The organism is Paenibacillus algicola (genome assembly GCF_005577435.1).
Lineage (GTDB): Bacteria > Bacillota > Bacilli > Paenibacillales > Paenibacillaceae > Paenibacillus_AQ > Paenibacillus_AQ algicola.
Genome location: NZ_CP040396.1, coordinates 4,417,315 through 4,437,825 on the forward strand (window position 1 = coordinate 4,417,315; position 20,511 = coordinate 4,437,825).

The 20,511-nt window shown below is 49.8% G+C and carries 22 protein-coding genes; 4 read left to right on the forward strand and 18 right to left on the reverse strand.

Translation table 11 applies throughout. From position 1 onward, the window contains the following. Positions 1-85: 85 nt before the first annotated feature. Complete coding sequence (locus E6C60_RS20480) at positions 86-679, reverse strand: protein kinase domain-containing protein (protein WP_138227497.1); 594 nt, start codon at positions 677-679, stop codon at positions 86-88. Then, entirely contained in the window at positions 680-1,084 is a 405-nt protein-coding gene (locus E6C60_RS21640) for an MAE_28990/MAE_18760 family HEPN-like nuclease (protein WP_175415390.1), read from the reverse strand. Here E6C60_RS21640 and E6C60_RS20485 point away from each other — a divergent pair. Continuing rightward, entirely contained in the window at positions 1,047-2,267 is a 1,221-nt protein-coding gene (locus tag E6C60_RS20485) for an IS256 family transposase (protein ID WP_138227498.1), read from the forward strand. The two genes, E6C60_RS21640 and E6C60_RS20485, sit on opposite strands and share 38 nt — an antisense overlap. 402 nt (positions 2,268-2,669) lie before the next feature. Here E6C60_RS20485 and E6C60_RS20490 read toward each other — a convergent pair whose 3' ends face one another. From E6C60_RS20490 to E6C60_RS21070, 3 genes are read right to left on the reverse strand one after another with little or no spacing between them, the layout of a single operon-like run. Further along, positions 2,670-3,470, reverse strand: coding sequence for a hypothetical protein (locus tag E6C60_RS20490; protein WP_138227499.1), 801 nt, complete (start codon positions 3,468-3,470; stop codon positions 2,670-2,672). Continuing rightward, positions 3,457-3,756, reverse strand: a complete 300-nt coding sequence (locus tag E6C60_RS20495; RefSeq protein ID WP_175415391.1) for an AAA family ATPase — start codon at positions 3,754-3,756, stop codon at positions 3,457-3,459. The genes E6C60_RS20490 and E6C60_RS20495 overlap by 14 nt, the downstream gene beginning before the upstream one ends. 19 nt (positions 3,757-3,775) lie before the next feature. Beyond that, positions 3,776-3,949, reverse strand: coding sequence for a hypothetical protein (locus E6C60_RS21070; RefSeq protein WP_175415392.1), 174 nt, complete (start codon positions 3,947-3,949; stop codon positions 3,776-3,778). Positions 3,950-4,170: 221 nt separating this feature from the next. Between E6C60_RS21070 and E6C60_RS21225 the strand changes: the two genes are divergently transcribed. Then, positions 4,171-4,248, forward strand: a complete 78-nt coding sequence (locus E6C60_RS21225; protein WP_217496415.1) for a JAB domain-containing protein — start codon at positions 4,171-4,173, stop codon at positions 4,246-4,248. Positions 4,249-4,476: 228 nt separating this feature from the next. Continuing rightward, positions 4,477-6,297 (forward strand): hypothetical protein, encoded by a 1,821-nt coding sequence (locus tag E6C60_RS20505; RefSeq protein ID WP_138227501.1) that lies wholly within the window; start codon positions 4,477-4,479, stop codon positions 6,295-6,297. A 217-nt stretch (positions 6,298-6,514) separates the two neighbouring features. Here E6C60_RS20505 and E6C60_RS20510 read toward each other — a convergent pair whose 3' ends face one another. Then, positions 6,515-6,853: a helix-turn-helix domain-containing protein gene (locus tag E6C60_RS20510; RefSeq protein WP_138227502.1), complete on the reverse strand. Its 339-nt coding sequence runs from the start codon at positions 6,851-6,853 to the stop codon at positions 6,515-6,517. Positions 6,854-6,977: 124 nt separating this feature from the next. Between E6C60_RS20510 and E6C60_RS20515 the strand changes: the two genes are divergently transcribed. Beyond that, a complete protein-coding gene (locus E6C60_RS20515) occupies positions 6,978-7,448 on the forward strand; it encodes a hypothetical protein (RefSeq protein ID WP_138227503.1) in 471 nt (156 codons plus the stop codon). Between the two features lie 112 nt (positions 7,449-7,560). Here E6C60_RS20515 and rlmH read toward each other — a convergent pair whose 3' ends face one another. The 12 genes from rlmH to E6C60_RS20570 form a co-directional block, all read right to left on the reverse strand. Continuing rightward, positions 7,561-8,040: a 23S rRNA (pseudouridine(1915)-N(3))-methyltransferase RlmH gene (gene rlmH / locus E6C60_RS20520; RefSeq protein WP_138227504.1), complete on the reverse strand. Its 480-nt coding sequence runs from the start codon at positions 8,038-8,040 to the stop codon at positions 7,561-7,563. Positions 8,041-8,088: 48 nt separating this feature from the next. Further along, entirely contained in the window at positions 8,089-8,211 is a 123-nt protein-coding gene (locus E6C60_RS21485; protein ID WP_267900161.1) for a hypothetical protein, read from the reverse strand. 205 nt (positions 8,212-8,416) lie between these two features. After that, positions 8,417-8,584: a CxxH/CxxC protein gene (locus E6C60_RS20525; protein ID WP_138227932.1), complete on the reverse strand. Its 168-nt coding sequence runs from the start codon at positions 8,582-8,584 to the stop codon at positions 8,417-8,419. Positions 8,585-8,812: 228 nt separating this feature from the next. Then, positions 8,813-10,177 carry a S1C family serine protease gene (locus tag E6C60_RS20530; RefSeq protein WP_138227505.1) on the reverse strand — a complete coding sequence of 455 codons (1,365 nt, stop codon included), beginning with the start codon at positions 10,175-10,177 and terminating at the stop codon, positions 8,813-8,815. Between the two features lie 567 nt (positions 10,178-10,744). Further along, the gene (locus E6C60_RS20535) at positions 10,745-11,548 is read right to left on the reverse strand and encodes an MBL fold metallo-hydrolase (protein WP_138227506.1); all 804 of its coding nucleotides are present in this window, start codon (positions 11,546-11,548) and stop codon (positions 10,745-10,747) included. 25 nt (positions 11,549-11,573) lie between these two features. Continuing rightward, entirely contained in the window at positions 11,574-12,311 is a 738-nt protein-coding gene (yycI, locus tag E6C60_RS20540; RefSeq protein WP_138227507.1) for a two-component system regulatory protein YycI, read from the reverse strand. Positions 12,312-12,376: 65 nt separating this feature from the next. After that, positions 12,377-13,663, reverse strand: a complete 1,287-nt coding sequence (locus E6C60_RS20545; RefSeq protein ID WP_138227508.1) for a YycH family regulatory protein — start codon at positions 13,661-13,663, stop codon at positions 12,377-12,379. Then, positions 13,660-15,489: a cell wall metabolism sensor histidine kinase WalK gene (walK, locus tag E6C60_RS20550; RefSeq protein WP_138227509.1), complete on the reverse strand. Its 1,830-nt coding sequence runs from the start codon at positions 15,487-15,489 to the stop codon at positions 13,660-13,662. Before walK ends, E6C60_RS20545 begins: the two co-directional genes overlap by 4 nt. An 8-nt stretch (positions 15,490-15,497) precedes the next feature. After that, a complete protein-coding gene (yycF, locus tag E6C60_RS20555; RefSeq protein ID WP_138227933.1) occupies positions 15,498-16,220 on the reverse strand; it encodes a response regulator YycF in 723 nt (240 codons plus the stop codon). 235 nt (positions 16,221-16,455) lie between these two features. After that, positions 16,456-18,042, reverse strand: coding sequence for a M23 family metallopeptidase (locus tag E6C60_RS20560; RefSeq protein ID WP_138227510.1), 1,587 nt, complete (start codon positions 18,040-18,042; stop codon positions 16,456-16,458). A 207-nt stretch (positions 18,043-18,249) separates the two neighbouring features. After that, positions 18,250-18,903: an ICP22 family protein gene (locus tag E6C60_RS20565; protein ID WP_138227511.1), complete on the reverse strand. Its 654-nt coding sequence runs from the start codon at positions 18,901-18,903 to the stop codon at positions 18,250-18,252. A 246-nt stretch (positions 18,904-19,149) separates the two neighbouring features. Beyond that, positions 19,150-20,436 (reverse strand): adenylosuccinate synthase, encoded by a 1,287-nt coding sequence (locus tag E6C60_RS20570; RefSeq protein WP_138227512.1) that lies wholly within the window; start codon positions 20,434-20,436, stop codon positions 19,150-19,152. Positions 20,437-20,511: the final 75 nt, after the last annotated feature.

The window sequence follows — 20,511 nt, forward strand, 5'->3', positions numbered from 1 at the left end:
GACAACATGGCGGAAGGGGCTTTTCCTTTGTCCGGAAAAGCCCCTTTACTTGAGCACAGACTTCATATAATTATCTAACGAGCAGTTAAATCAACAGTTCATGCTTCAGTCTACTAAATGCAGCAGCCATTTCCTTAACAGAACTAAAGCGTGCATCGATATCTGCTGCCAGTCCTTTAAGAAGGAATTCCTTAACCGCCTCGCTCTTATTGTAAATCCCGTTTCCATGCTTTTTCCCACAAAGTATAAAATTTACAACTTGAGTGAGAGCGTAAATTTCATGTCGCACTTCGTAGTTTGCGAATCCCACTTTTGTTAAATCAGGGTCGTTTAATGAGCCCTTAACACTGGAATCCTTACTTGTTAAAGAGCTTTCTGGGATTTTGACTAAACCGAAGTCCGATACTTTAAGTACTGTCCACATCTCATCAAAGTGATGGATCAGAACGTTATGATAGCTAATATCGCGATGCAGCATTTCCTTTTCATGAATATAGATGAAAGCACTAAAAAGCTGACCAATAAGCTTAAGCCGCTCCTTCATCGCCAATTTAGTGTTATTGTCACGTATATAATCAGCCAGCGTTCCCCCATTGGCATACTCGAGGGTGTATTCGTTCTTTTCGTCGTTATAGTTATAGGCTTCTATAATATAAGGCGAGTTCAGCTTACGAGTGATTTATACCGTTTTTAAGTAATGCTTTTTTTCAATATAATTTTGGAACACCAGAATAATATAAGAACAATATTCATTAATATTTTCAAACCTTTTCTGAAGATCATCTGGAGTGAATCTTCTACCAACTTCCGAGGATGATTCATTTCCATGAGCGATGGAGTTCCTTAAATCCACTAACTCATGTATTCTACCACCTATTTCAGGTCTTGGTAGAACGTCCTCTTGAATGGAAAAAGATTCCCATATGCTCTGAAGTTGTTTGTGCCTTAGATTCTTTCCATCAGTTGGAATTATGAGTCTGTAAAATAGATTGTGTAAACTCCCAAAACTATTAAAATGAAACATAGTAGAAAGGTTGGGAGCACACATGGGACTTTGGGATAAACAACAGCTGCGGGCTTTCATTAAGGAGAATAATCTGGTGACCGCGCAGGATGCACAAAACGCCTTGAAAGAGCTGTTTGCAGAAACACTTCAGGAGATGCTGGAGGCCGAAATGGACCAGCATATGGGTTACGAAAAGCATGTCGTGAAGAACAAGCAAACCACAAACAGCCGAAACGGCAAGAGTAAAAAGAAGATCACCAGTGAATATGGTGAGCAGGAAATCTTGGTTCCTCGAGACCGTGAAGGCGAGTTTGAGCCGTTAGTGGTCAAGAAGCATCAGTCCAATGTGACCGGTATTGAGGACCAGATTATCGCCCTCTATGCTAAAGGCATCAGCACTCGTGAGATTCAGGACCATCTGCAGCAGCTGTACGGCCTCGATGTCTCTCCGACCTTCATCTCTAACGTGACCAACAAGATTATCCCTCTCGTGAAAGAGTGGCAGAATCGGCCTTTGCAGGGCGTGTACGCTGTGGTATTTCTGGACGCCATTCATTTCAAGGTGAAACAGGATGGGGCTATTGTCAACAAGGTTGCTTACATGGTCATTGGCATTGATTTGGATGGAAACAAAGACGTCCTTGGCATGTGGATTGGTGAGAATGAGTCTGCAAAGTTCTGGCTCAGTGTGCTCAATGAATTGAAAAATCGCGGCGTTCAGGACATTCTTATTACTTGTGTAGATAACCTTACGGGCTTCTCACAAGCGATTTCAGCATGCTATCCCAGCACGGAAATCCAAAAATGTATCATCCACCAGATCCGCAACTCCACCCGTTATGTATCCTACAAAGATCTCAAGAAGGTGACCTCGGATTTAAAGCCCATCTACAAGGCCACAACAGAGGAGATGGCTCTGCTGGAATTGGATCGGTTTGAGGAGATCTGGGGCGCCAAATATCCACTCATTGTCCGTTCCTGGCGCAACAACTGGGAAGAACTTGCCACGTTCTTTAAGTACCCGCCTGAGCTTCGCAAGCTTATTTATACGACCAATATGATTGAGAGCTACCACCGCCAACTCCATAAAGTGACGAAAGGGAAAAGCATCTTCCCTACGGATGAATCTCTTCTCAAAATGCTCTATTTAGTGACGGTCGATGTGACTCGCAAGTGGACAGGTCGTGTCCAAAACTGGGGCCAGATCCTGCTTCAACGATCCGTGTTTTATCCTGAACGGATTGGCCAGCACTTGCCTTAAAGAGCCACCTTCTCTTAACAGGGGGTACTCTTGATTTGGAGTTTACACAAACATATTGACAGACCCTAGGCACCCTACGGATATGACGTTGATTAATATATGAAGGAACATCAAGCCTTCCTTTGATAAAACCAACTGCATTTTCACGTTTTGTTACTCGATGGCTCGAAGCCCTGTGCTCAATCTGTTTAAACAATGTGCATAGTTTCTCGGATTGACTTAGTAGAAATCTTATTCGAATAATACATCTTATTGTCTCTAAATCCATTGCCAATTCCGAACCTGACTCTCTTAGAGTCATCATCTCTTTTAGAGCACCGGAACCAGACATTAGCCACTGACCTACGAAAGGTAGTCCCTCAATTGCGATTGTCTTCAGCTCGTCTTCAGTAAATCTGCGATTCATATTAATTCGTTTTCCTTAACTAGGCGACGTAGCTCCGTTAAAGTTGGTCCTGTAGTTTTGAATTTAATCGCCGATGTACTTAACCGCTTCATTAGTTCATTAAGACCAGCTATAGAATTGGAATCGAACTGTTTTACTAGAGATTCGGCTATTGACTGATCTAAAGCTTCCAGCACAGCCTCTTGTGCTGATACTTTTTCCGCATCATCTCTCGGAGTAGTAACGAGCGCTGCTTTATCGAAAATAAATAGTTGTGTAACTAATCCAACAAGCACTTCCATTACTTGCGAAGAACCTATAGGAACTCCCACATCCTGACTCCACCGAATATAATCAATTAGTGCTTCATATTCATTCCAGTAATTCACCCCATTAACACTTTCCAGAGCAGTTCTAAGGTCATTAAGAGCTGTTTCAGTCACTCCCCATTCTGCAATTCGGCGTAGAATCGTACCTTTTGCTTTATCCCAAAGTAACTCCAACTCTTTACTTATGTTAACTTTTGCTGGGATATCAATCGGGAAGAAACGAAACCGTCTCGAAAGTGCCACAGAAAAATCTTGTATGAAATCTTTATCATATGTATTAATTGTCCCAATTAGGCGAAATCTACCTGGGACATATAAGTGCTTTTCATTATCAAGTTGCATAAACGGTAAGTTAATTCGTTTATTCTCAATATCACCAGAACTTAAGGCAGTAAATAAATCCCCAAAAGCTTTATCAATATCACAACGATTCATTTCGTCGATGACACACCAAGCTGCTTGAAAATTATCTTTATTATTTTTCATCATAATTTTTTATATTTTCAATGCAACGAACCATATCCCCGGTAACTTCACCTAGCTTCCCCATTATTACTTCTTTGCCGCCGATAATAGCAGGAGATAACCCTCCTATTACATCAAAAGTTGTCCACTCAGGATTGGCCGTCCAAATTTGAGGTATATTAGTACGAAACAATTTGGCTAGCACACGTACTAAACTGGTTTTTCCTGTACCAGGTGGCCCATAAAGTATAACATGTCCATGTATGAGACCTATCGCAATTTGTGCAACTGCCTCGGGGGAAATGAACAATTGCTCTTCACTTATTATTTCAATTTATACGGTCAATCAGTGGGGCGGTACTTCCATCGTTCAATACCCTTAATGAAGTAAGCGATAGATTGGAATCAGCAAATGCCCTACTTTCGGATAGAGTACCTCCTTCGCCAAGACTAAAAAGCCCTAACACTTCTAATGTTTCTGGACCCTCAATATAGTCAGCCATTACAAATCCTCCTACAAAATGGAATCGATTAATTGTGCAACATTTTGATTCGAGTCTGAACACTTTAAAGCTGGGTATAAGGTTATATTTCCCGAACCGTCACCAGGATACATTACGCTCACTACTTCATAAACAATTGACTTGTCTAATTCAGTAACTGTATCTCCCAAAGCAACAAGCGTTCCTCTTTTTCTTAGCGTCTCGTGTAGGCAGGAGAAGTTGTGGGAATCGACTTACTGGATCATGTGATTATCGGTCATGAGCGATATTGTAGTCTCAAGGAGCAAGGGCTATTCTGATCCAAGCTCCTGACTGCGATCCCGTGCTACTGAGAAGTTGGTTTCTAATGCCTACCTGAAAGCTTTTGCATTCGGTATCATGAACTCTACCTCGCGTTATATCAAGTGAGGCGAAAAATTTCAAGCACTTTTAATTGACATCTACCACCAATTGGTTTATATTGCACTTAAACCATTTGTGAACAAAGTTCATAAAAGTTGTGAACAAAATTAACAGGAGGCGTTGCGGTGATTATTGAAAAGGATTTGTTAGCATTAAGCGATGTAGCAAAATTATGCGGGACTAGTAACAGCAACGTTTCGAATTGGAGAACTCGTGATTCAAGTTTCCCCGAACCTTATAATGAAACGTCTGCTGGCCCGATTTGGAAAGCTGAGGATATCGTTACCTATCTCCAGAAGAAGTTCGGTGATGGATATGACGTGATTTCGACAGGTAACATGTCCTCGAAGCGCATGGCAATAATAGGTCGTGCACGCGGTGGAAAGTCGTTCTTTAATTCAAGATTTGTTTATGATAGAACAGGCTTTGTTTACCTGTTTTGTGGAAATAGTGCTGATAAAACTGCCTGCCCGATCTATATTAAAATCTCCGAGTATATAACATTGGAGTATTATGTATTCCATTCAGATTTCAATAGTATCTATCTAGCAGATGATGATGATGACGAGTTGAAGAAATTAAGGGAGAGAGTATCGTCTCTCGTTGATCAACCATATTGGCAGGATAATATCGAAAAGATGGTTGAAATTGAAGGTGTCATTAGGGAAATTAGAGTAGTAGAAGAACGTTATCCGAATCGAAAAAACAGTAACACATATATTGATACTTTTCAAAGACCGAGTGTTTTTTGTAAAGAGATTCTTAGAGAGTGTGGTCTTGGGGTCATCGAGATTGTGGATACACCAGGCGTATCTGGTAATGTAGAGGCATCCAAAATTGCTAAATCTGATATTTACTTGTTTTTATTAAAACCAGAAAATAGCGATGAATCACAGACGCTACGGAAAATTGTTACAGAAATTAAAGCAGATGTTGCAACCAGTAAAGCTGTCTTTTTGTATAAGAAAGAAGCAATCCTCTTTACAAAACAGGAATATGAAGACGAGCGATTATCAATACGTAAAGATATGGCCGCGTTCAGTGAGTTGTTTAAGGATCTAAAAGGAAACATTATTTCTACAGAATTAGATGTTTTAGATCCAACAAGTCACTGCATCCTTTTTCCGACAATGAGTCGTGACAGAATTACTCTTCCGGAAGAACTTTTTCTTGAAGATGTAAAAGGAAAACTTCTGGAAGCATTCAAACCGGAAGATGAAACCAGTAAAGATGAGGAGTTCAAAAAAACAGTCTCTGAACTAGGGAACCAGGCGGAAGAATTTGTGCTGAATATCATGAGGAATATTCCTGTGCATGGCCTTGGTGCAGGTGAAAAGAAATATACTGTCGAGGATGTAATTGCGGAACGCCATGATAGAGTTATGACAAAAGACAATTACAGACTCCGCACCGATCTGGATAATGCATATTCTAGAGAAAGTAGTATTTTGGACAATTACTTTTCATCTTTTACAGCTGCAGAATATCCAGAAGAATGGCAGCAGATTATCATCAAGTATGTGCATAAAAAACTGACATCTAGCGTTCGAACAGATCGTGGGTTAGGTGTTGGAACGCATCATTGGGAAGAAAGACCTGCTAGAACGATGTTGATTGAGGAGTCAATTTTAGCTGATCGAATTCTTACTAACATTCTAGATAAGGACGAGAGGTACAGAAATATACCATATAGAAATGCATTGAAAGATAGTAATATCACCAGTGCAACATGGAATTATGTAGGCTGTATAAATGATGATGATGCAGTTACTAAACTGAAAATCGTCAAACAGTGTCTCCTACATGTTATTGTGTCATCTCGGCAGGAAATTGTATTGTGTAGATATGTGGGTGGACTTCGTAAAATCGCAGAATACAAAATTCTTGAAAACATGGGATATAAAAAGGATAAGTGCATGGAAGAACTAAAGACAATACCTTTCTAAATTGTATTCTTTAATTTCACTCATCTGTTCCTTAGCACCAAAAATCAAGTCATTGCAGATGCATTTTTTAAGCGTTGCCCCTCCCGCTGAAGCGACAGCGGAAGGGGTTTTTCCTGTACCAGAGCGGTTCGACTGTCTTCCATCATCTGATCAATGCATCTTGTCAGGCGCATGTTGGTCCACACTATTTCGACATTTTTCGAGAAACGAACTGAAATTAATACTCCCATTCATCAAGTAATGAGACCTTCTCCTCAATTTTCTCAGCAATCAATTCATCCAATTCGTCATCATCGTGCTCAACGAGTCCGATACTTTTCTTTCTCTCAGAAAGCCAGTCAAAATACAGTATTTTATTTTTCTCAAGTCTTCTAAGCGCTTTTGAAACATCCGATTTAGTAAGTCCTAGTTCCTCAGCAGTCGTATTTTGGTTTATCATGATTTTTTCCATGGTTAGAAGATCAGACAATAAATAAAGTAAAACCTTATAATCTTTAGCTTTTAAATCGCAATGTGCTGCAAATTCCAAGTATTTTAACAACGTTGATTTTTTCATCTCACCCTCCACGAGATTAGTTATATATTTTAAAACTATATTGAAACAAATTAGGCACTGTGATATTGTAATCATACTATAATCGACAAGAAATAAAAACAACACTGCGGGGAGATGAAAGTATATGCTTATTAAAATTGTTCCAAAAAAAGAAAGCACTGAAGTAACGAGTATAAAATTAACCCGGAAAACAGTAAATACAGAATCGATAATCTATGCGATCTCAAAAAAATTGAAGAACAACCCTTGTAAAATTGCCTCTGCCAAACTTACAAATGGCTTCCACGTTGATGTGTTAGTCATCAACAACTTAAAAATAAAGAATAAAAAAGGTCGTTATACTGTCGACACATCCAAAAAGGAAATTAATCAAGACAAGCCCCTTCACAAGTATAGAAAATATCTCTACTCACCTGACTACGAGGTAGTATCTGAGCCTACATTGCTCCTAAATGTAAATCAAAAAAATATCCTCACGTATGCAATTTCAGACCTCTTAGATATTGAATATACAAAGAGTTCAATTAAGAAATTCATTAGCTCTGAGATCAAAAAATTCGATGTCTTACGCAAGTCAACTGATACCGCTAAATAATCAAAACTTATCGCAAAAATTTATATTAGCTGAGTAAAAAACAAACGCTCCAGCATCAATATACTGGAGGTTTGTCCTTATTTCAGAGGTTGTACACGCCTAAAATTTCGCCCTACTTATGATAAGGTTCCCCCCGATTAATCTTCACCGCCCGGTACACCTGCTCCGCCAGCACCAAACGCATGAGCTGATGGGGCAGCGTCATGCGCCCGAAGCTCAAGCGCCGCTGCGCGCGGCGCAATACCCCATCGGCGAGCCCGTGGCTCCCGCCGATGACAAACACGACATGGCTCGTCCCATACGTGCCGAGCTGGTCAAGCTCAGCGGCAAGCTCTTCCGAGCTCCAGAGCTTGCCGCCAATGTCGAGCGCGATCACATGCGCGCTCTCCCGGATCAGCGCGAGGATGCGTTCCCCCTCGCGCCCTTTCACCTGAGCGACCTCAGCCTCGCTCAGGGAATCCGGTGCTTTTTCGTCAGGCACCTCAAGCACCTCAAACTTCACATACGGCGTCAGGCGCTTCGCGTACTCCTGAATGCCTTGCACCAGATACTTCTCCTTCAGCTTGCCCACACCGATAATCTGAATCAGCATATGTACACATCTCCTTTTCAATCACAGCCACACTCATAGGATCCTTCTCTAACCCAGCCACTTCTGGCTGCCGTAGCCATTCACTCTCTCGTTCGTCCCTCTCACTCTCTCAATCACACACATTCCTTCTCCAACCCAACCAACACCTTGCTGCCGCAGCCATTGGCTCACTCGTTCTCATTCACAATCTCACACTGACGCTGTACCCCGCTCCATACTCTCCCTCTCCAACGCACCTGCACAACCCCACTCTTCCCATTCCCATCCCCAAAACAAAAAAGAGCGCCCAAGCACGCTCTCCCCTCATCTATTCTATGACTTGGCTTACACGCCTGACGCTCTCTTTCGCGTCCTGAAGCCCAGAGGCCTTGCAAAGCTACACTACCAGAAACTCCGCATGCCGCTCGCACTCCACGCACTTGACGGGAGGATCCCAATCGGAGAACTCGGTCTCTTTCAGATCCACAATGTCCGGAGCGTCCTCAAACTCGTCTACAAAATTCTCAATTGCCAATTCTACGTGCTCTTTGCACACAACGTACATGGTAAGCATCCCTTTCTGTCCATCCCAAGTCGCATGTATTCCGATCTGTCATCCCTGTTGTTCACAGTATGGCCACTCTTCAGTTCTAACACACGTCACCTTAAAAAGAAACCCGTAATCTCAGGCATCCCCCTGCACCGCGCTGTCAACAGCACCCGGTGCCGGTCTCGCGCGGAGAGGGAATTCGAGGCTCGACCCGCGCATATGCAGGAACAGCTCCGCTATTTCCTACTCCCCGGGCTTCTCCTCCAGCTTCACCTTCAAATCCTGCTGCTTGCCCTCGCGGTAAAGCGTCACGTTCAGGCTGTCGCCGACCTTCGTTTCGTGGTACAGAAACTTGCGCAGCTCCAAGGTGGTCGTAATCGGCTTGCCGTTGAACTGAGTGATCACATCATTCAGCTTCAGTCCTGCCTTCTCGGCCGGTCCCAGCACATCCAGGACGACAACGCCTTCCTGCACATCCTTCGGCAGCTTCAGCTCTTCCAGATCCTTTTTGCTCAGAGGGGCGTACGGATTGCCCAGGTCTACCGTGTAGACACCGAGGTATGAGCGCGCCACCTTGCCGGTCATCATAATCTCCTTCACAATCTCCGTCACGTCATTGACCGGAATGGCAAATCCCAGTCCCTCCACGCCGGATTCCGCAATCTTCATCGTGTTAATTCCGATCACGCGGCCGTTCAGATCCACAAGCGCGCCGCCGCTGTTGCCTTCATTGATGGCGGCATCCGTCTGGATGACCTCTGCCTCCCAGTCATACACGCCGTCCTGATTCAAGGAGACTGGGATGACCCGGTTCGTGTAGCTGATAATGCCGGACGTCAGCGAATCGCCCAGTCCCAACGGATTGCCGATCGCAAACACCGTTTCGCCGAGGCGCAGCTTGGAGGAGTCTCCCAGCTCGGCAACCTCACCGATACCCTTGCTGTCAATGGACAGCACGGCGAGATCACTCACCTTATCGGTGCCGATCAGCACCGCATCCTTGCTCTCGCCGGTCACCGTCACGACCTCCAGCCGGTCAGCGCCCTCCACCACATGGTTGTTCGTCACGATATATGCTTTGTTCTCTATCTTCTTAAAAATCACACCCGACCCCAGCGAGTTCTCCTCCATCCCGCCTTCCGGAGCAAACTCTTCACCGAAATCGAAATTCTCTCCAAAATCAAAATCCTCCGGCAGCTCCTCCAGCCACGACTCATCCTCCGGGGAGGCCTCATCTGGAGCCAGCTCCTGCTCCTCCGGAAGCACCGGTTCCGGGTCCTTATGGGTGACAACACTGACGACCGAGGGCCTTACCTTGGCAGCTGCATTCACCAGGCGCTCGTAAGGATCGCCGTTCGTCGGGGTAAGCTCATGGCCGCTCAGGCCTGCAGCCGGGGATGAGCCGGTGGAATGTCCGGTCAGCAGACTGAACAGCAGCACCGCAATCAGGGCACTGCATACCGAGCTGATCGCGGAAATTTGAAGCGTAGACAGCGGTTTACGGCGGCGGCTGACGCGCCATTTTGCCGGGGCCGGGGCCTTCTTCAGTTCCCTGCTCTCCCGTCCGGATACTCTCGTTGAGTAAAAATCATCATCAAACAACCCCATATGGCCGCTCCCCCTTTGGTCCCGTCCGAAAATATATGTACTTATTATATAACTGTTACATCCGCCAAAAAGTTGCACTGTTCATAGCTGCCACTTCAAAAAGCGTACTTCTTACCTATTCTTTACCACCGTTCAGCCTTGCAGAAGCATCTATCAATTCCTTGCATTTCAACCATAATTTTACCAGTCCAGGGACGAAAAAAGAAACAAGCCCTCAATCGGCATGCTTCCTTGCCCGGTGGTCATTTCTTCCCGGTATTCTTCAACCTTCCGGTACTTCGTTCATTGTACCACAACACCAGGTCTTTGACCGTGATTTCTGTGTCAAGCGAGTGTAATATTTTATGTAAATTACATCCAGTTTATAGTGATCTCGCGTCATCCTCCAGTCGCATTCCTGAGGTTCCTGCTTCACCTGAATAAACACCCCTTTCCATCCGCAGTAAGAGCTCCTACTCCGAACATAAAGGGGTGTCCGCCATTGCCACTACCATTGCCATTGCCACTACCATTGCCATCGTCCTGGAAAGGGTGATGTCCTGTCATTCATGCTATGAATTATAATATCTATTTCTTCAGCTCATCCCATGGGGTAGAGCGGTCATAGTACGTATCGCACAGCTTGAACTCGCTGTCCTTGAAAAAGCAGCCGCGGTCCTCCATCGTGTCCCGCACGGTCATTTTGGCGAGGTCCATCATGTTGTGATCCCGGCTCAGATGGGCAAGATAGGCCCGCTTGGTATCGCCGGTCAGCAGCTCGCTGAGCGCTTCGCCCGCGGATTCATTGGACAGATGCCCCAGATCGCCGAGAATGCGGCGCTTCGTGTTCCACGGATAGCGGCCCATGCGCAGCAGCTCGATATCGTGGTTCGATTCCATCACGAGCACATCCGAGCCCTCAATCGCCCGCATTACCTTGTCACTGACATAGCCGAGATCGGTAGCGACCCCCAGCTTCTGATCACCGTCATAGAAGCAGTAGCCTACGGGCTCGGCCGCATCATGGGAAATCTCGAACGGCTCTACCCGCAGGGTGCCGAAATCCTTCACCTCATCGCTCTGCAGCACAATCCGGTTCTCCTCCGCAATGTTGCCAATCGAGCGGTTCATGGCCTCCCAGGTCTTCTCATTGGCATAGATCGGCAGATTGTATTTCCGCGCGACTGCGCCGAGACCCTTAATATGGTCAGAATGCTCATGCGTGACCAGAATGCCGTCGATCTCCTCCCCGGACATCTCCCGCTCCTTCAGCAGCTCATCAATGCGCCGGGCACTGAGGCCGGCATCAATAAGCAGTGTCGTATCCTCGTTCCGGACGATCGTCGCATTGCCTGTAGAGCCGCTCGACAGTACGGAAAAAGATATCGCCATTTCTTCCACTCCCTTTATGTTTGCTTTATGGCTTCTTCGGTGTAAACACGTCCCCGCTGATGCCCTGAACGTAAATCATTTCCCCGTTATCCAGCGTAAACCGCCATGCAGGAGCTGCCAGCTCCACTTCCGTATCGAACATCTGCCCGTAGTACCCCAGCTGGATGTCCTTCACGGACGAACGCGGCGGGATCACATTCCGCTCGATCAGCGTACTGAGCGCCTTGGAGGCCGAGAGCACCTTCTGCTCCTCCACATCTCCTGTCGGCTCGATCTCCAGCACCGGCTCACGGTAGAATTCAATCTTCTGGCTCTCGTGAAACAGCTCCAGCTCTACATTAAACAGCGGCCACTGGCCATGTACGAGCGGCCGGTAGACGAATGTACTCTCCCGGTCTGACTGCGGATCATGGCGGTATTGCTCCAGATCCGCAATCTGATTCCCGATCGCACTCTGCAGCTCCTTCGGCTCTCCGTAGATGAGCCGGGTATCCACCGGCTGCTCCAGCGGCACCGGATCACCCTGTGCGCCGGGACGGTAGGTATATGATATTTTGGGCAGCTGCGGCGTTTCCGCCGGGATGGGACTGAGCACCTGAATCCGGTTCTCCTCCATCATGCGCTGGGTCGCCCCGGACAAGGAGGTAAAGTCCGGACTCGCGCCCGCCCGATCGCGCATATCCATCCAGAGCTGGTAGCCCAGCACCAGATTGAGCAGCAGAAAGGCGTAAATCAATACGTTTTTGGCCCGTCCCCAATCCATCCTCCGTCCTCCTTCTCGCTAGGTGTGTTCAAGGCTGCTGCGCAGCAGGGTTCTGACCGCTGCCGTTACAGTCCACTAAGATCCGTCAAGCTGCCATCGGGCTGTACAACGGCCCAGACGGGCGTCAGCACGAGGGTGTTCCCGGTCAAGGCAGGCCGGTAGGCGGGCTGCAGGCCGGCAATGGACACATTGTCCGGCAGCTGTGACAGCACCTGCCTTAAATCCTCACCGCCAGGCAGATGATCCAGCCGCTTCTCCTTCTCTACCGGCTCTGCATACAGGAGTGAACGCTCATAAGAGGTCACCGTCCCCTGCTGCAGCTCCAGCGTCATAAGGCCGTAGTTCAGTCCCGGGGTGTCCAGTACGGGAAGACCGAGATCGTACCGCTGAAACTCGACCCGGCGGCTGTCCTGAACGTCTTGCGTCCGGCTCAGCCGATAGCTGCCGCTCCAGCCTCCGTGCTGATTAACGAAGCTGATCGCCGTCAGTACGTCCCGCCCGGGATTGTTCTCGCCGGTAGGCGGCGCGGCGGGATCTGTATAGTTAATCCGGTATTGGCTCTCATCCACCTGGAGGCTCCGTTTGCCGTCTGTGTAGATTTCCGAGCCGTCCCGCTCCCGAATGTTCCGCGTGATGCCAGGGTCAAAGAACAGGCTTCGCTGCATCTGCTCTACCGTATAGCTGTTCATCGTCAGCTCCAGCGAGACGATCGGCAGCGGCTCCTCCGGAATATAGTAGGCAGCATTCTCGCTTAGCGTATACGGCACCCAATCCTGCCCGAAATCCACGAGCTGACCGATATCCTGCGCTGTTAAATCGGCCTGAGCCGCTTCATACACAACATTTCCTTCCGTACTGAAAAAGAGCACATGCACCTTCGGCTCGCCTTCTACGCTGTACAGCCACATTTTGTGGATGCTTTCTCCCTCGAACAGGGAGTCCGGCGTAATCTGCATCACCCGCTGCAGCAGCGTAACCGGCATGCCGGAGCCGAAGTTCAGCTCAATTCCCTGTGTCGCACGGCGAAGGGCAGACCAGTCCATATTGCTGACGCTCCGCCGCTGAAAGCTGTCAAACGTGCGTCCCTTGATCCGGTTATAGATCAGGTCATAGAACATTTGGCCGGGATAGAACACCGTATGCTTGTCCTCCCCGAGGTGAACGACCATATTTTTCGGATAGATCAGATTCTCGGTCCGCTCCTCCGGTCCCATCTCGTCTGTCTCGATGTAGGAGCTTCCCGATTGCACGACCGATTCACTGCCTGGCAGGCGGTAGATGAGGAAATAGCTCTGGATCAGACTACACAGCACCAAAAAAGCCAAAAATGCCGTCTTCACGCGCTCCATCATGCGCTCTTGCCTCCTTCCACCACCAGCGGCAGCGTAAAGGTTACCTTGGTGCCTTGCTCCAGCTCGGAGTGAAGCGTAATATGGCCCCCGTGAGCCCGTACAATTTCCCGGGCAATGGAGAGACCCAGACCCGTTCCGCCCATATTGCGGGTACGGGCTTTATCCACCCGGTAAAAGCGTTCAAAAATCCGCTCCAAATCCTTCTTCGGAATCCCGATCCCGGTATCGCTGACTGACAGGGACAGCATACCCTGTCCTGTTAAAGCCGCTTCCATCGTAATCTTGCCCCCGTCCGGGGTATATTTCAGCGCATTGGAAATGAGGTTGTCGAGCACCTGGTCAATGCCATCGCGGTCCAGCATGGCGTGAGAGATACCCTCCTTCACATCAATAACGGCTGTAATGTCCTTCTGCTGCATTTGAAACGAGAACCGGTCCTCTACATCCTCCAGCATTTCCACAATGTCCACCTTTTGCTTGCGCAGCGCGGCTTCTTTGGAATCCAGGCGGGATAGATGCAGAAGATCCGTGACGAGCCGGATCATCCGCCCCGTCTCGTTCTGAATAACGTTCACGAATCGGGACGCCAGCTGGGTATCCTCCAGCGCGCCGTCTCCCAGCGCTTCCGTGTAGCTCTTGATCGTCGTCAGCGGTGTGCGCAGCTCATGCGACACATTCGCTACGAATTCCCGGCGGGAGGACTCCAGCTGCTCCTGCTCCGTCACATCCTGCAGCACCGCAATCGTGCCGGTAATGCCGGTGTCGCGCCGGTGAATAGGTGTAAAATTCACCCGCATCGTCAGCGCCGGGTCCCCTTCGCGCGGCGCAATCTCCAGTAGCCGGGAATCGAGCCCTTCTCCCCGGGAGAGCGCATCTCCCTCCTGCTGGGCAAGGCCCAGCAGGGCTGATATTTCCTGTCCGGCAAGCTCTTCGCCCTCGACGCCGAGCATTTGCCCCGCCCGCCGATTCATCAGAATGACGCGCCCAGCCTCATCGGTTGCAATCACGCCATCGCTCATGTTGGTCAGAATGGACGCCAGCTTCTCCTTCTCCTCCTCGTTCTGGGAGAGCGCCTCCCGCAGGCGGCTCGTCATATAGTTGAAGGCCTGGCTAAGCTGTCCGATTTCGTCGCTGCCGAACACCGGTGTTTTCTCGGTAAAGCGTCCTTCCGCCACCGCCCGTGCATGCTTTGTCAGCTCTTTGATCGGGTGGGTGATCGTATGCGACAGAATGACACCGAGCACCGCCGTCAGTCCCAATGCCAGCAAGATCCCGGATATAAAAATATTATTAATCCACTGCATCGTCTCATACAGCTCGTTCATACTCGCTACAATATAGATGGCTCCGACGATCTTGCCATTGTAAATGACCGGCTTCGCCACAACCTTCTTGCGGATACCGTCATCATCCAGAATGTTCTCTTCATTATCGCGAATCCCCTGCAGCGCGCGGCTGACCACCGTCTGGGTGTTCTTGTTCCCGACATACTCCGCCTGGGAGGACAGGGAAGTCGTAAGCACGCGCCCCGTCGCATCCAGCACCTGAATTTCAGCGCCATCGAGATTAAACAGGTTGTTGACCATAATTTGCAGGCTCTCTACGGGATCCTCCTCACCATCGGTTCCGCCGGCCAGCGTCTTCGCGGCCAGGACAGACATCAGCTCCGCCCGCTCCTGCAAATCCGTCGTAAAATTGCTTGTCAGTGAATTTTTCATCGCGCTGACAAAATACACACCGATCAGCTGCATCGCAATCAGAATGAGCAGCACATAAATAATAATGACCTTCGCCTGAATCGTGCGGAAGAAGGAGAGCCACTTCATGGACAGGCTCACTTCTTGGGACTGCGCATCACGTAGCCCAGCCCCCGCCTGGTCAAAATATACTCCGGCTTGCTCGGATTCTCTTCAATTTTCTCCCGCAGACGGCGGATGCTAACATCCACGGTACGAACATCGCCGAAATACTCAAAGCCCCATACCGCCTGCAGCAGATGCTCTCGTGTCATCACCTTGCCGGCGTTCTTCGCCAGGTAATAGACCAGCTCATACTCGCGGTGGGTCAGATCCAGCGCTTCCCCGCTCTTGTAGACCATATACATGTCGGTATCAATGAACAGCTCCAGCAGCCGCAGCCCCTGCTCTTCTCCGCCCGGTGCCGTGCCGTTCTGCTCTGTCGAGGGGCTCTTGTGCTGCCGCCGCATTTGGGCCTTCACCCGGGCCAGCAGCTCTCTCGTGCTGAACGGCTTGGTCACATAGTCGTCCGCACCCAGCTCCAGCCCCAGCACCTTATCAATCTCCCCGTCCTTCGCGGTGAGCATAATGATCGGTGTCTGCAGGCCGGCAGCCCGTATCTCGCGGCATACGTCCATGCCATCCTTGCCCGGCAGCATCAGATCCAGCAGCATCAGGTCCGGATGACGGGACAGCGCCAGCTCCACAGCACTGATGCCATCGAACGCGCAGATGACGTCATAGCCTTCTTTTTCCAGATTAAACTTTAAAATATCAGCGATGGGCTGCTCATCATCCACCACCAGAATCGTTCCCTGCATGTGCTTGTTCACCCCAACCCTTCACTTGAGCCGTAGTTGACCCTATTTTACCATACCTGCTTGTCCCTGACATCAGGGAGGGCGGGGATCCCTTCTGCTCAGAGCGCAGTCACTCAGAAAGCTTCCTTACAATGAGAAAACCGCCCCTGGCGGGAGCGGTTGTCTCTGGTTAAGTTATGATATATAAAACCAAAAATGGCTTATGTCGTGCTTGGTAGTGTCAGTATATCACAAGTTATAGGTACTGCATAGGGTTTAGTTGATTTCCGTTCTTGCGAATTTCGAAGTGCAAATGTACGCCGGTGGAGCGCCCTGTACTGCCCATTATGCCGACCTTGCCGCCCTGTCTTACAGATTGGCCGACCGAAACGGAGATGCTGCTCAGATGTCCATATAGAGTCTGATAGCCATTGCCATGGTCGATCAAGACGGCCTTGCCGTAGCTGCCTTGGGTCCCTGCAAAAATAACCTTACCCGGCGCCGAGGCCATAATCGTGCTGCCGCCTACCAAATCAATGCCCTCGTGCTTGCTTCCCCATCTCGGGCCGTAAGCGCTCGTAATGCGCGCACCGCTCACCGGCCAGGCGAACATCTTGCTTGAAGACGCAGAAGCTGCGGCCACGGTCTTTTTCTCGACCTTGGTGCCTTTATATACGACCTCCGGCAGAGCCGGCTCCGTCACCTCCTGGCTCACCCACTGCTTGGAAACAACTTCGCCATTCTCCTTCGTGACGATATAGCTCACTTCCTTGACGCCATCCCGTCCGGGACGCACGACCTTCCGCTTGCCAAGCGGCAGCTCGTCACTGGTACGCACAATCGTCTCCGGCTTGCTCGGCATGTCCTCTGTCACGGTCTCTACCGTGCGGACGGTGAGCGGTGCCTTCGGCGAGGTCAGCTTCAGCTCCATACCGATCCCCACATATTTCTCTTCGAGGCCGGGATTCAGCTGGAATACCTCCTGGCTGCTCATGCTGTGCGCCTGGGCGATGGAGGATACGGTATCTCCCTCCCGCACCGTGTACGTGATCGGCTGCTCCTTCGCTGTCGTCAATGCAGCAACAGCCGCTTTGACATCCAGCACCTTGTTAGGGTCCGCCTTGACGCCCGATACCGAGAACTCCTCCATAATAGAGACAGAGGCGTTAGCAGCGCTGGAGCCGGCGCTCGTCTTCTGCAGCGGCAGCGCCGCCTTGGCAGAGCTGCCGGCCTTCTCTTTAGCAGCGTTAGCTGCAGGCGCATATTTGGCCTTCGCTGCCTCCAGCACAGCCTGTGCGGCAGCCTGATCCTTCACAATAGCGACCGTCTGCCCATCCAGCTTCAGCTCCACGCCGCGGGCGTATGCCTTCAGCATCCCGTCCAGCTTCGCCAGCGTCTCCTCGGCGTGGATCTCCGGCTTGTAATCCCGCTCCATCCGGGTCGTTATGGCATCCGTATGCAGCACCATATCTACCCCGGGGTATTTCTCATCATAATACTGCTGCTTCAGCCCCAGCAGCTTCTCCAGCTCGTCATCGCTGTTGATGGCACCTACCAGATCTCCATGAACGTAGACCTGATAAAAGGGAACCGTATTCGCATTGACATACTCCCGGCCCCCCAGAAACGCTCCGCCTGCGGCCAGCAGAATCCCAGCTGTAATATAAATAACCTTTAGCTTCCGGCGCTTTGAGCTTGAAGCCGGAGTAGCCGCGCTGTTGTCAGGCTTCGCCTTTGATACGGGTGGCCCATGCTGCTCCTGCAGCCCCTCTGATGGAGCGGATGACGTCTTCAAACGGTCCTGAAGACGCTGAACCCACTTGAATATCTGGAAACGCTTCATACTGTTCTCCTTTATTCCTTGTACATCCCATGTAAGAAACCGTTATATTCTATCATTAAGCTGCGTCTCTGCAACGATTGCTTTAAAGGTGTCAAAATTTTAACTTTTTACTGCCTCGTTAACTGTACCACAGCACGAAGTTTCGAAGCAAGTCTGCAAAAAACGACAAAAAGCCTGCGTTTTCAGCAGGCTTCCTTCTTCATCAGGCTATTTCAGTATATCCATCAATCTCTTGAATTCCTCCGGGCTCAAATACGCCGAGATGCCCTTCTCGATCTCCTCCAGCTCCGAAGCCGTTAATCCATTCTCCATCGCGGCAGAAATCCGCTGCATCTCGGACTGGGGCAGCTTGGTCATCAGCAGCGTGAAGATCTCTTCCTTCTCGTCCGGCGTCAGGCTGCTCTTCTTCTCTCCTAAATCATCCGGGCTCATGACAATTTCCTGATCCTCCAGTGTGCCCGGCTCCTTCTCCACGCTGCCCATGACGGGCAGCGAGCCTTCCGGTGCCTCATCATGATCCCCCGCCTCACTGCCGCTGCCGGCAGGAACATCTGCTCCCGGCCCGCCACCAGGTTCCGCCGGTTCCCCATCTGTTGCCGGGGCGTCAGGTACGCTGTCGGCAGGAGCTTCGGCCTCGGCTCCGCTGCCACCCTGCTCTTGATGGTCTTTGTCACTCCCGGAGCCGAACATCGAGCTGACAATTCCTCCGAAGCCCAGCGGCTGTCCTTCCAGCTCGATATTGAAGCTGGTCAGCACGGCTTGAAGATACGTGCTGACGATCCATCCTGTCGTCAGGATCGTCAGACTGCTGATGAGTACCGCAGCCACGCTGATTTTGATCAGCCATCGCAGCATGCGCATAGATAACTCCCCTCCTTCCCGTGTACTTCTTGTACACGGCTCGTCCTTCCTCTCTACTCAGTATGGACGGACGACTGAAGGTTCAACCTCTTAAGTTGTCTAGGGGAACCATTTTTTATGCGCAATCGACGGCCGAAAAAAAGACCCGCCGGAAGCATAAGCATCCGAAGCAGGCCTTTTACATTTAGATCTTGATTGATGCTGCCATGACCCTAGAAGCTCACGTCCACGGCAGTGTTACCGTCATTATACGTAGATTGGTGCAATCTGGTTCGTCTGCTCCCGGTTACGGCCAACGGAGAAAATAGCAATCGGAATACCGGTCAGCTCGGCGACACGCTCAACATAGCGGCGAGTGTTCTCCGGAAGGTCATCCATCGTCTTCGCACCGGTAATGTCCTCGCTCCAGCCTGGCAGCTCCTCATATACCGCTTCACACTCGGCGAGCATGTTCAGGCTTGCCGGATAATGCGTGATCTCTTCACCGCGGTATTTGTAAGCGATACAGATTTTCACCGTTTCCAGTCCGCTCAGGACGTCGAGAGAGTTCAGCGACAGTCCGGTGATGCCGCTGACGCGGCGGGCATGGCGGACGACTACGCTGTCGAACCAGCCGACGCGGCGGGCACGGCCGGTCACGGTGCCGTACTCATGTCCTTTTTCCCGGATAAAGTCACCGATCTCGTTGTTCAGCTCTGTCGGGAAAGGTCCATCGCCCACACGCGTCGTGTAGGATTTCGCAACCCCGATCACCTGCTGAATCTTGGACGGGCCTACCCCCGAGCCGATGCATACGCCGCCAGCCGACGGGTTGGAGGACGTCACATACGGGTATGTACCCTGGTCAATATCGAGCATAACGCCTTGAGCGCCCTCGAACAGCACCTTCTTGTCATCGTCAATCGCATCGTTCAGGACAACAGAGGTGTCCTTGACATAGCGGCGAATCTGCTCGGCATATTGCAGGTAGGTTGTCAGTACCTCTTCCACGTCCAGCGCCTGACCGCCGTACACCTGGGTAATCACCTGATTCTTCTCGTTCATCAGATGGCGGAGCTTCAGCTCGAATTCCTTCGCATCCATCAGATCTGCAATCCGAATGCCGTTACGAGCCGCCTTATCCATATAGCACGGGCCGATCCCTTTACGGGTCGTTCCGATCTTGTTCGGTCCCTTACGGTCCTCTTCCAGCGCATCCAGCACCATATGGTACGGCATAATAACATGCGCGCGGTCGCTGATCACCAGATTGTCTGTGCTGAAGCCGTTCTCGTGAATGTACTGAATTTCCTCCAGCAGTGCTGCCGGGTTAATTACCATGCCGTTGCCAATGACGCAAATCTTATCCGTATAAAATACCCCGGATGGGATCAGGCTCAGCTTGAATTTCTTATCATTAATCAGAATGGTATGGCCGGCGTTATTACCGCCCTGGTAGCGGGCCACCACGTCAGCGCTTTCCGCCAGATAATCCGTGATCTTCCCTTTTCCTTCATCTCCCCATTGTGTTCCCACAACGACTACCGTTGACATATTCATTCCTCCGCCCGGTGATGTTCACCATATATTATTTATTATTTCATATCATATACACATCTACATAAAAAT

Excerpts from the sequence above, each read along its gene's own strand:
- E6C60_RS20485 (WP_138227498.1), top strand. The coding sequence starts at position 1,047 with ATGGGACTTTGGGATAAACAACAGCTGCGGGCTTTCATTAAGGAGAAT.
- E6C60_RS21640 (WP_175415390.1), bottom strand. The coding sequence starts at position 1,084 with ATGAAAGCCCGCAGCTGTTGTTTATCCCAAAGTCCCATGTGTGCTCCC.
- E6C60_RS20490 (WP_138227499.1), bottom strand. The coding sequence starts at position 3,470 with ATGATGAAAAATAATAAAGATAATTTTCAAGCAGCTTGGTGTGTCATC.
- E6C60_RS21070 (WP_175415392.1), bottom strand. The coding sequence starts at position 3,949 with ATGGCTGACTATATTGAGGGTCCAGAAACATTAGAAGTGTTAGGGCTT.
- E6C60_RS20510 (WP_138227502.1), bottom strand. The coding sequence starts at position 6,853 with ATGAAAAAATCAACGTTGTTAAAATACTTGGAATTTGCAGCACATTGC.
- E6C60_RS20515 (WP_138227503.1), top strand. The coding sequence starts at position 6,978 with ATGCTTATTAAAATTGTTCCAAAAAAAGAAAGCACTGAAGTAACGAGT.
- rlmH (WP_138227504.1), bottom strand. The coding sequence starts at position 8,040 with ATGCTGATTCAGATTATCGGTGTGGGCAAGCTGAAGGAGAAGTATCTG.
- E6C60_RS20525 (WP_138227932.1), bottom strand. The coding sequence starts at position 8,584 with ATGTACGTTGTGTGCAAAGAGCACGTAGAATTGGCAATTGAGAATTTT.
- E6C60_RS20530 (WP_138227505.1), bottom strand. The coding sequence starts at position 10,177 with ATGGGGTTGTTTGATGATGATTTTTACTCAACGAGAGTATCCGGACGG.
- E6C60_RS20535 (WP_138227506.1), bottom strand. The coding sequence starts at position 11,548 with ATGGCGATATCTTTTTCCGTACTGTCGAGCGGCTCTACAGGCAATGCG.
- yycI (WP_138227507.1), bottom strand. The coding sequence starts at position 12,311 with ATGGATTGGGGACGGGCCAAAAACGTATTGATTTACGCCTTTCTGCTG.
- E6C60_RS20545 (WP_138227508.1), bottom strand. The coding sequence starts at position 13,663 with ATGATGGAGCGCGTGAAGACGGCATTTTTGGCTTTTTTGGTGCTGTGT.
- walK (WP_138227509.1), bottom strand. The coding sequence starts at position 15,489 with ATGAAGTGGCTCTCCTTCTTCCGCACGATTCAGGCGAAGGTCATTATT.
- yycF (WP_138227933.1), bottom strand. The coding sequence starts at position 16,220 with ATGCAGGGAACGATTCTGGTGGTGGATGATGAGCAGCCCATCGCTGAT.
- E6C60_RS20560 (WP_138227510.1), bottom strand. The coding sequence starts at position 18,042 with ATGAAGCGTTTCCAGATATTCAAGTGGGTTCAGCGTCTTCAGGACCGT.
- E6C60_RS20565 (WP_138227511.1), bottom strand. The coding sequence starts at position 18,903 with ATGCGCATGCTGCGATGGCTGATCAAAATCAGCGTGGCTGCGGTACTC.
- E6C60_RS20570 (WP_138227512.1), bottom strand. The coding sequence starts at position 20,436 with ATGTCAACGGTAGTCGTTGTGGGAACACAATGGGGAGATGAAGGAAAA.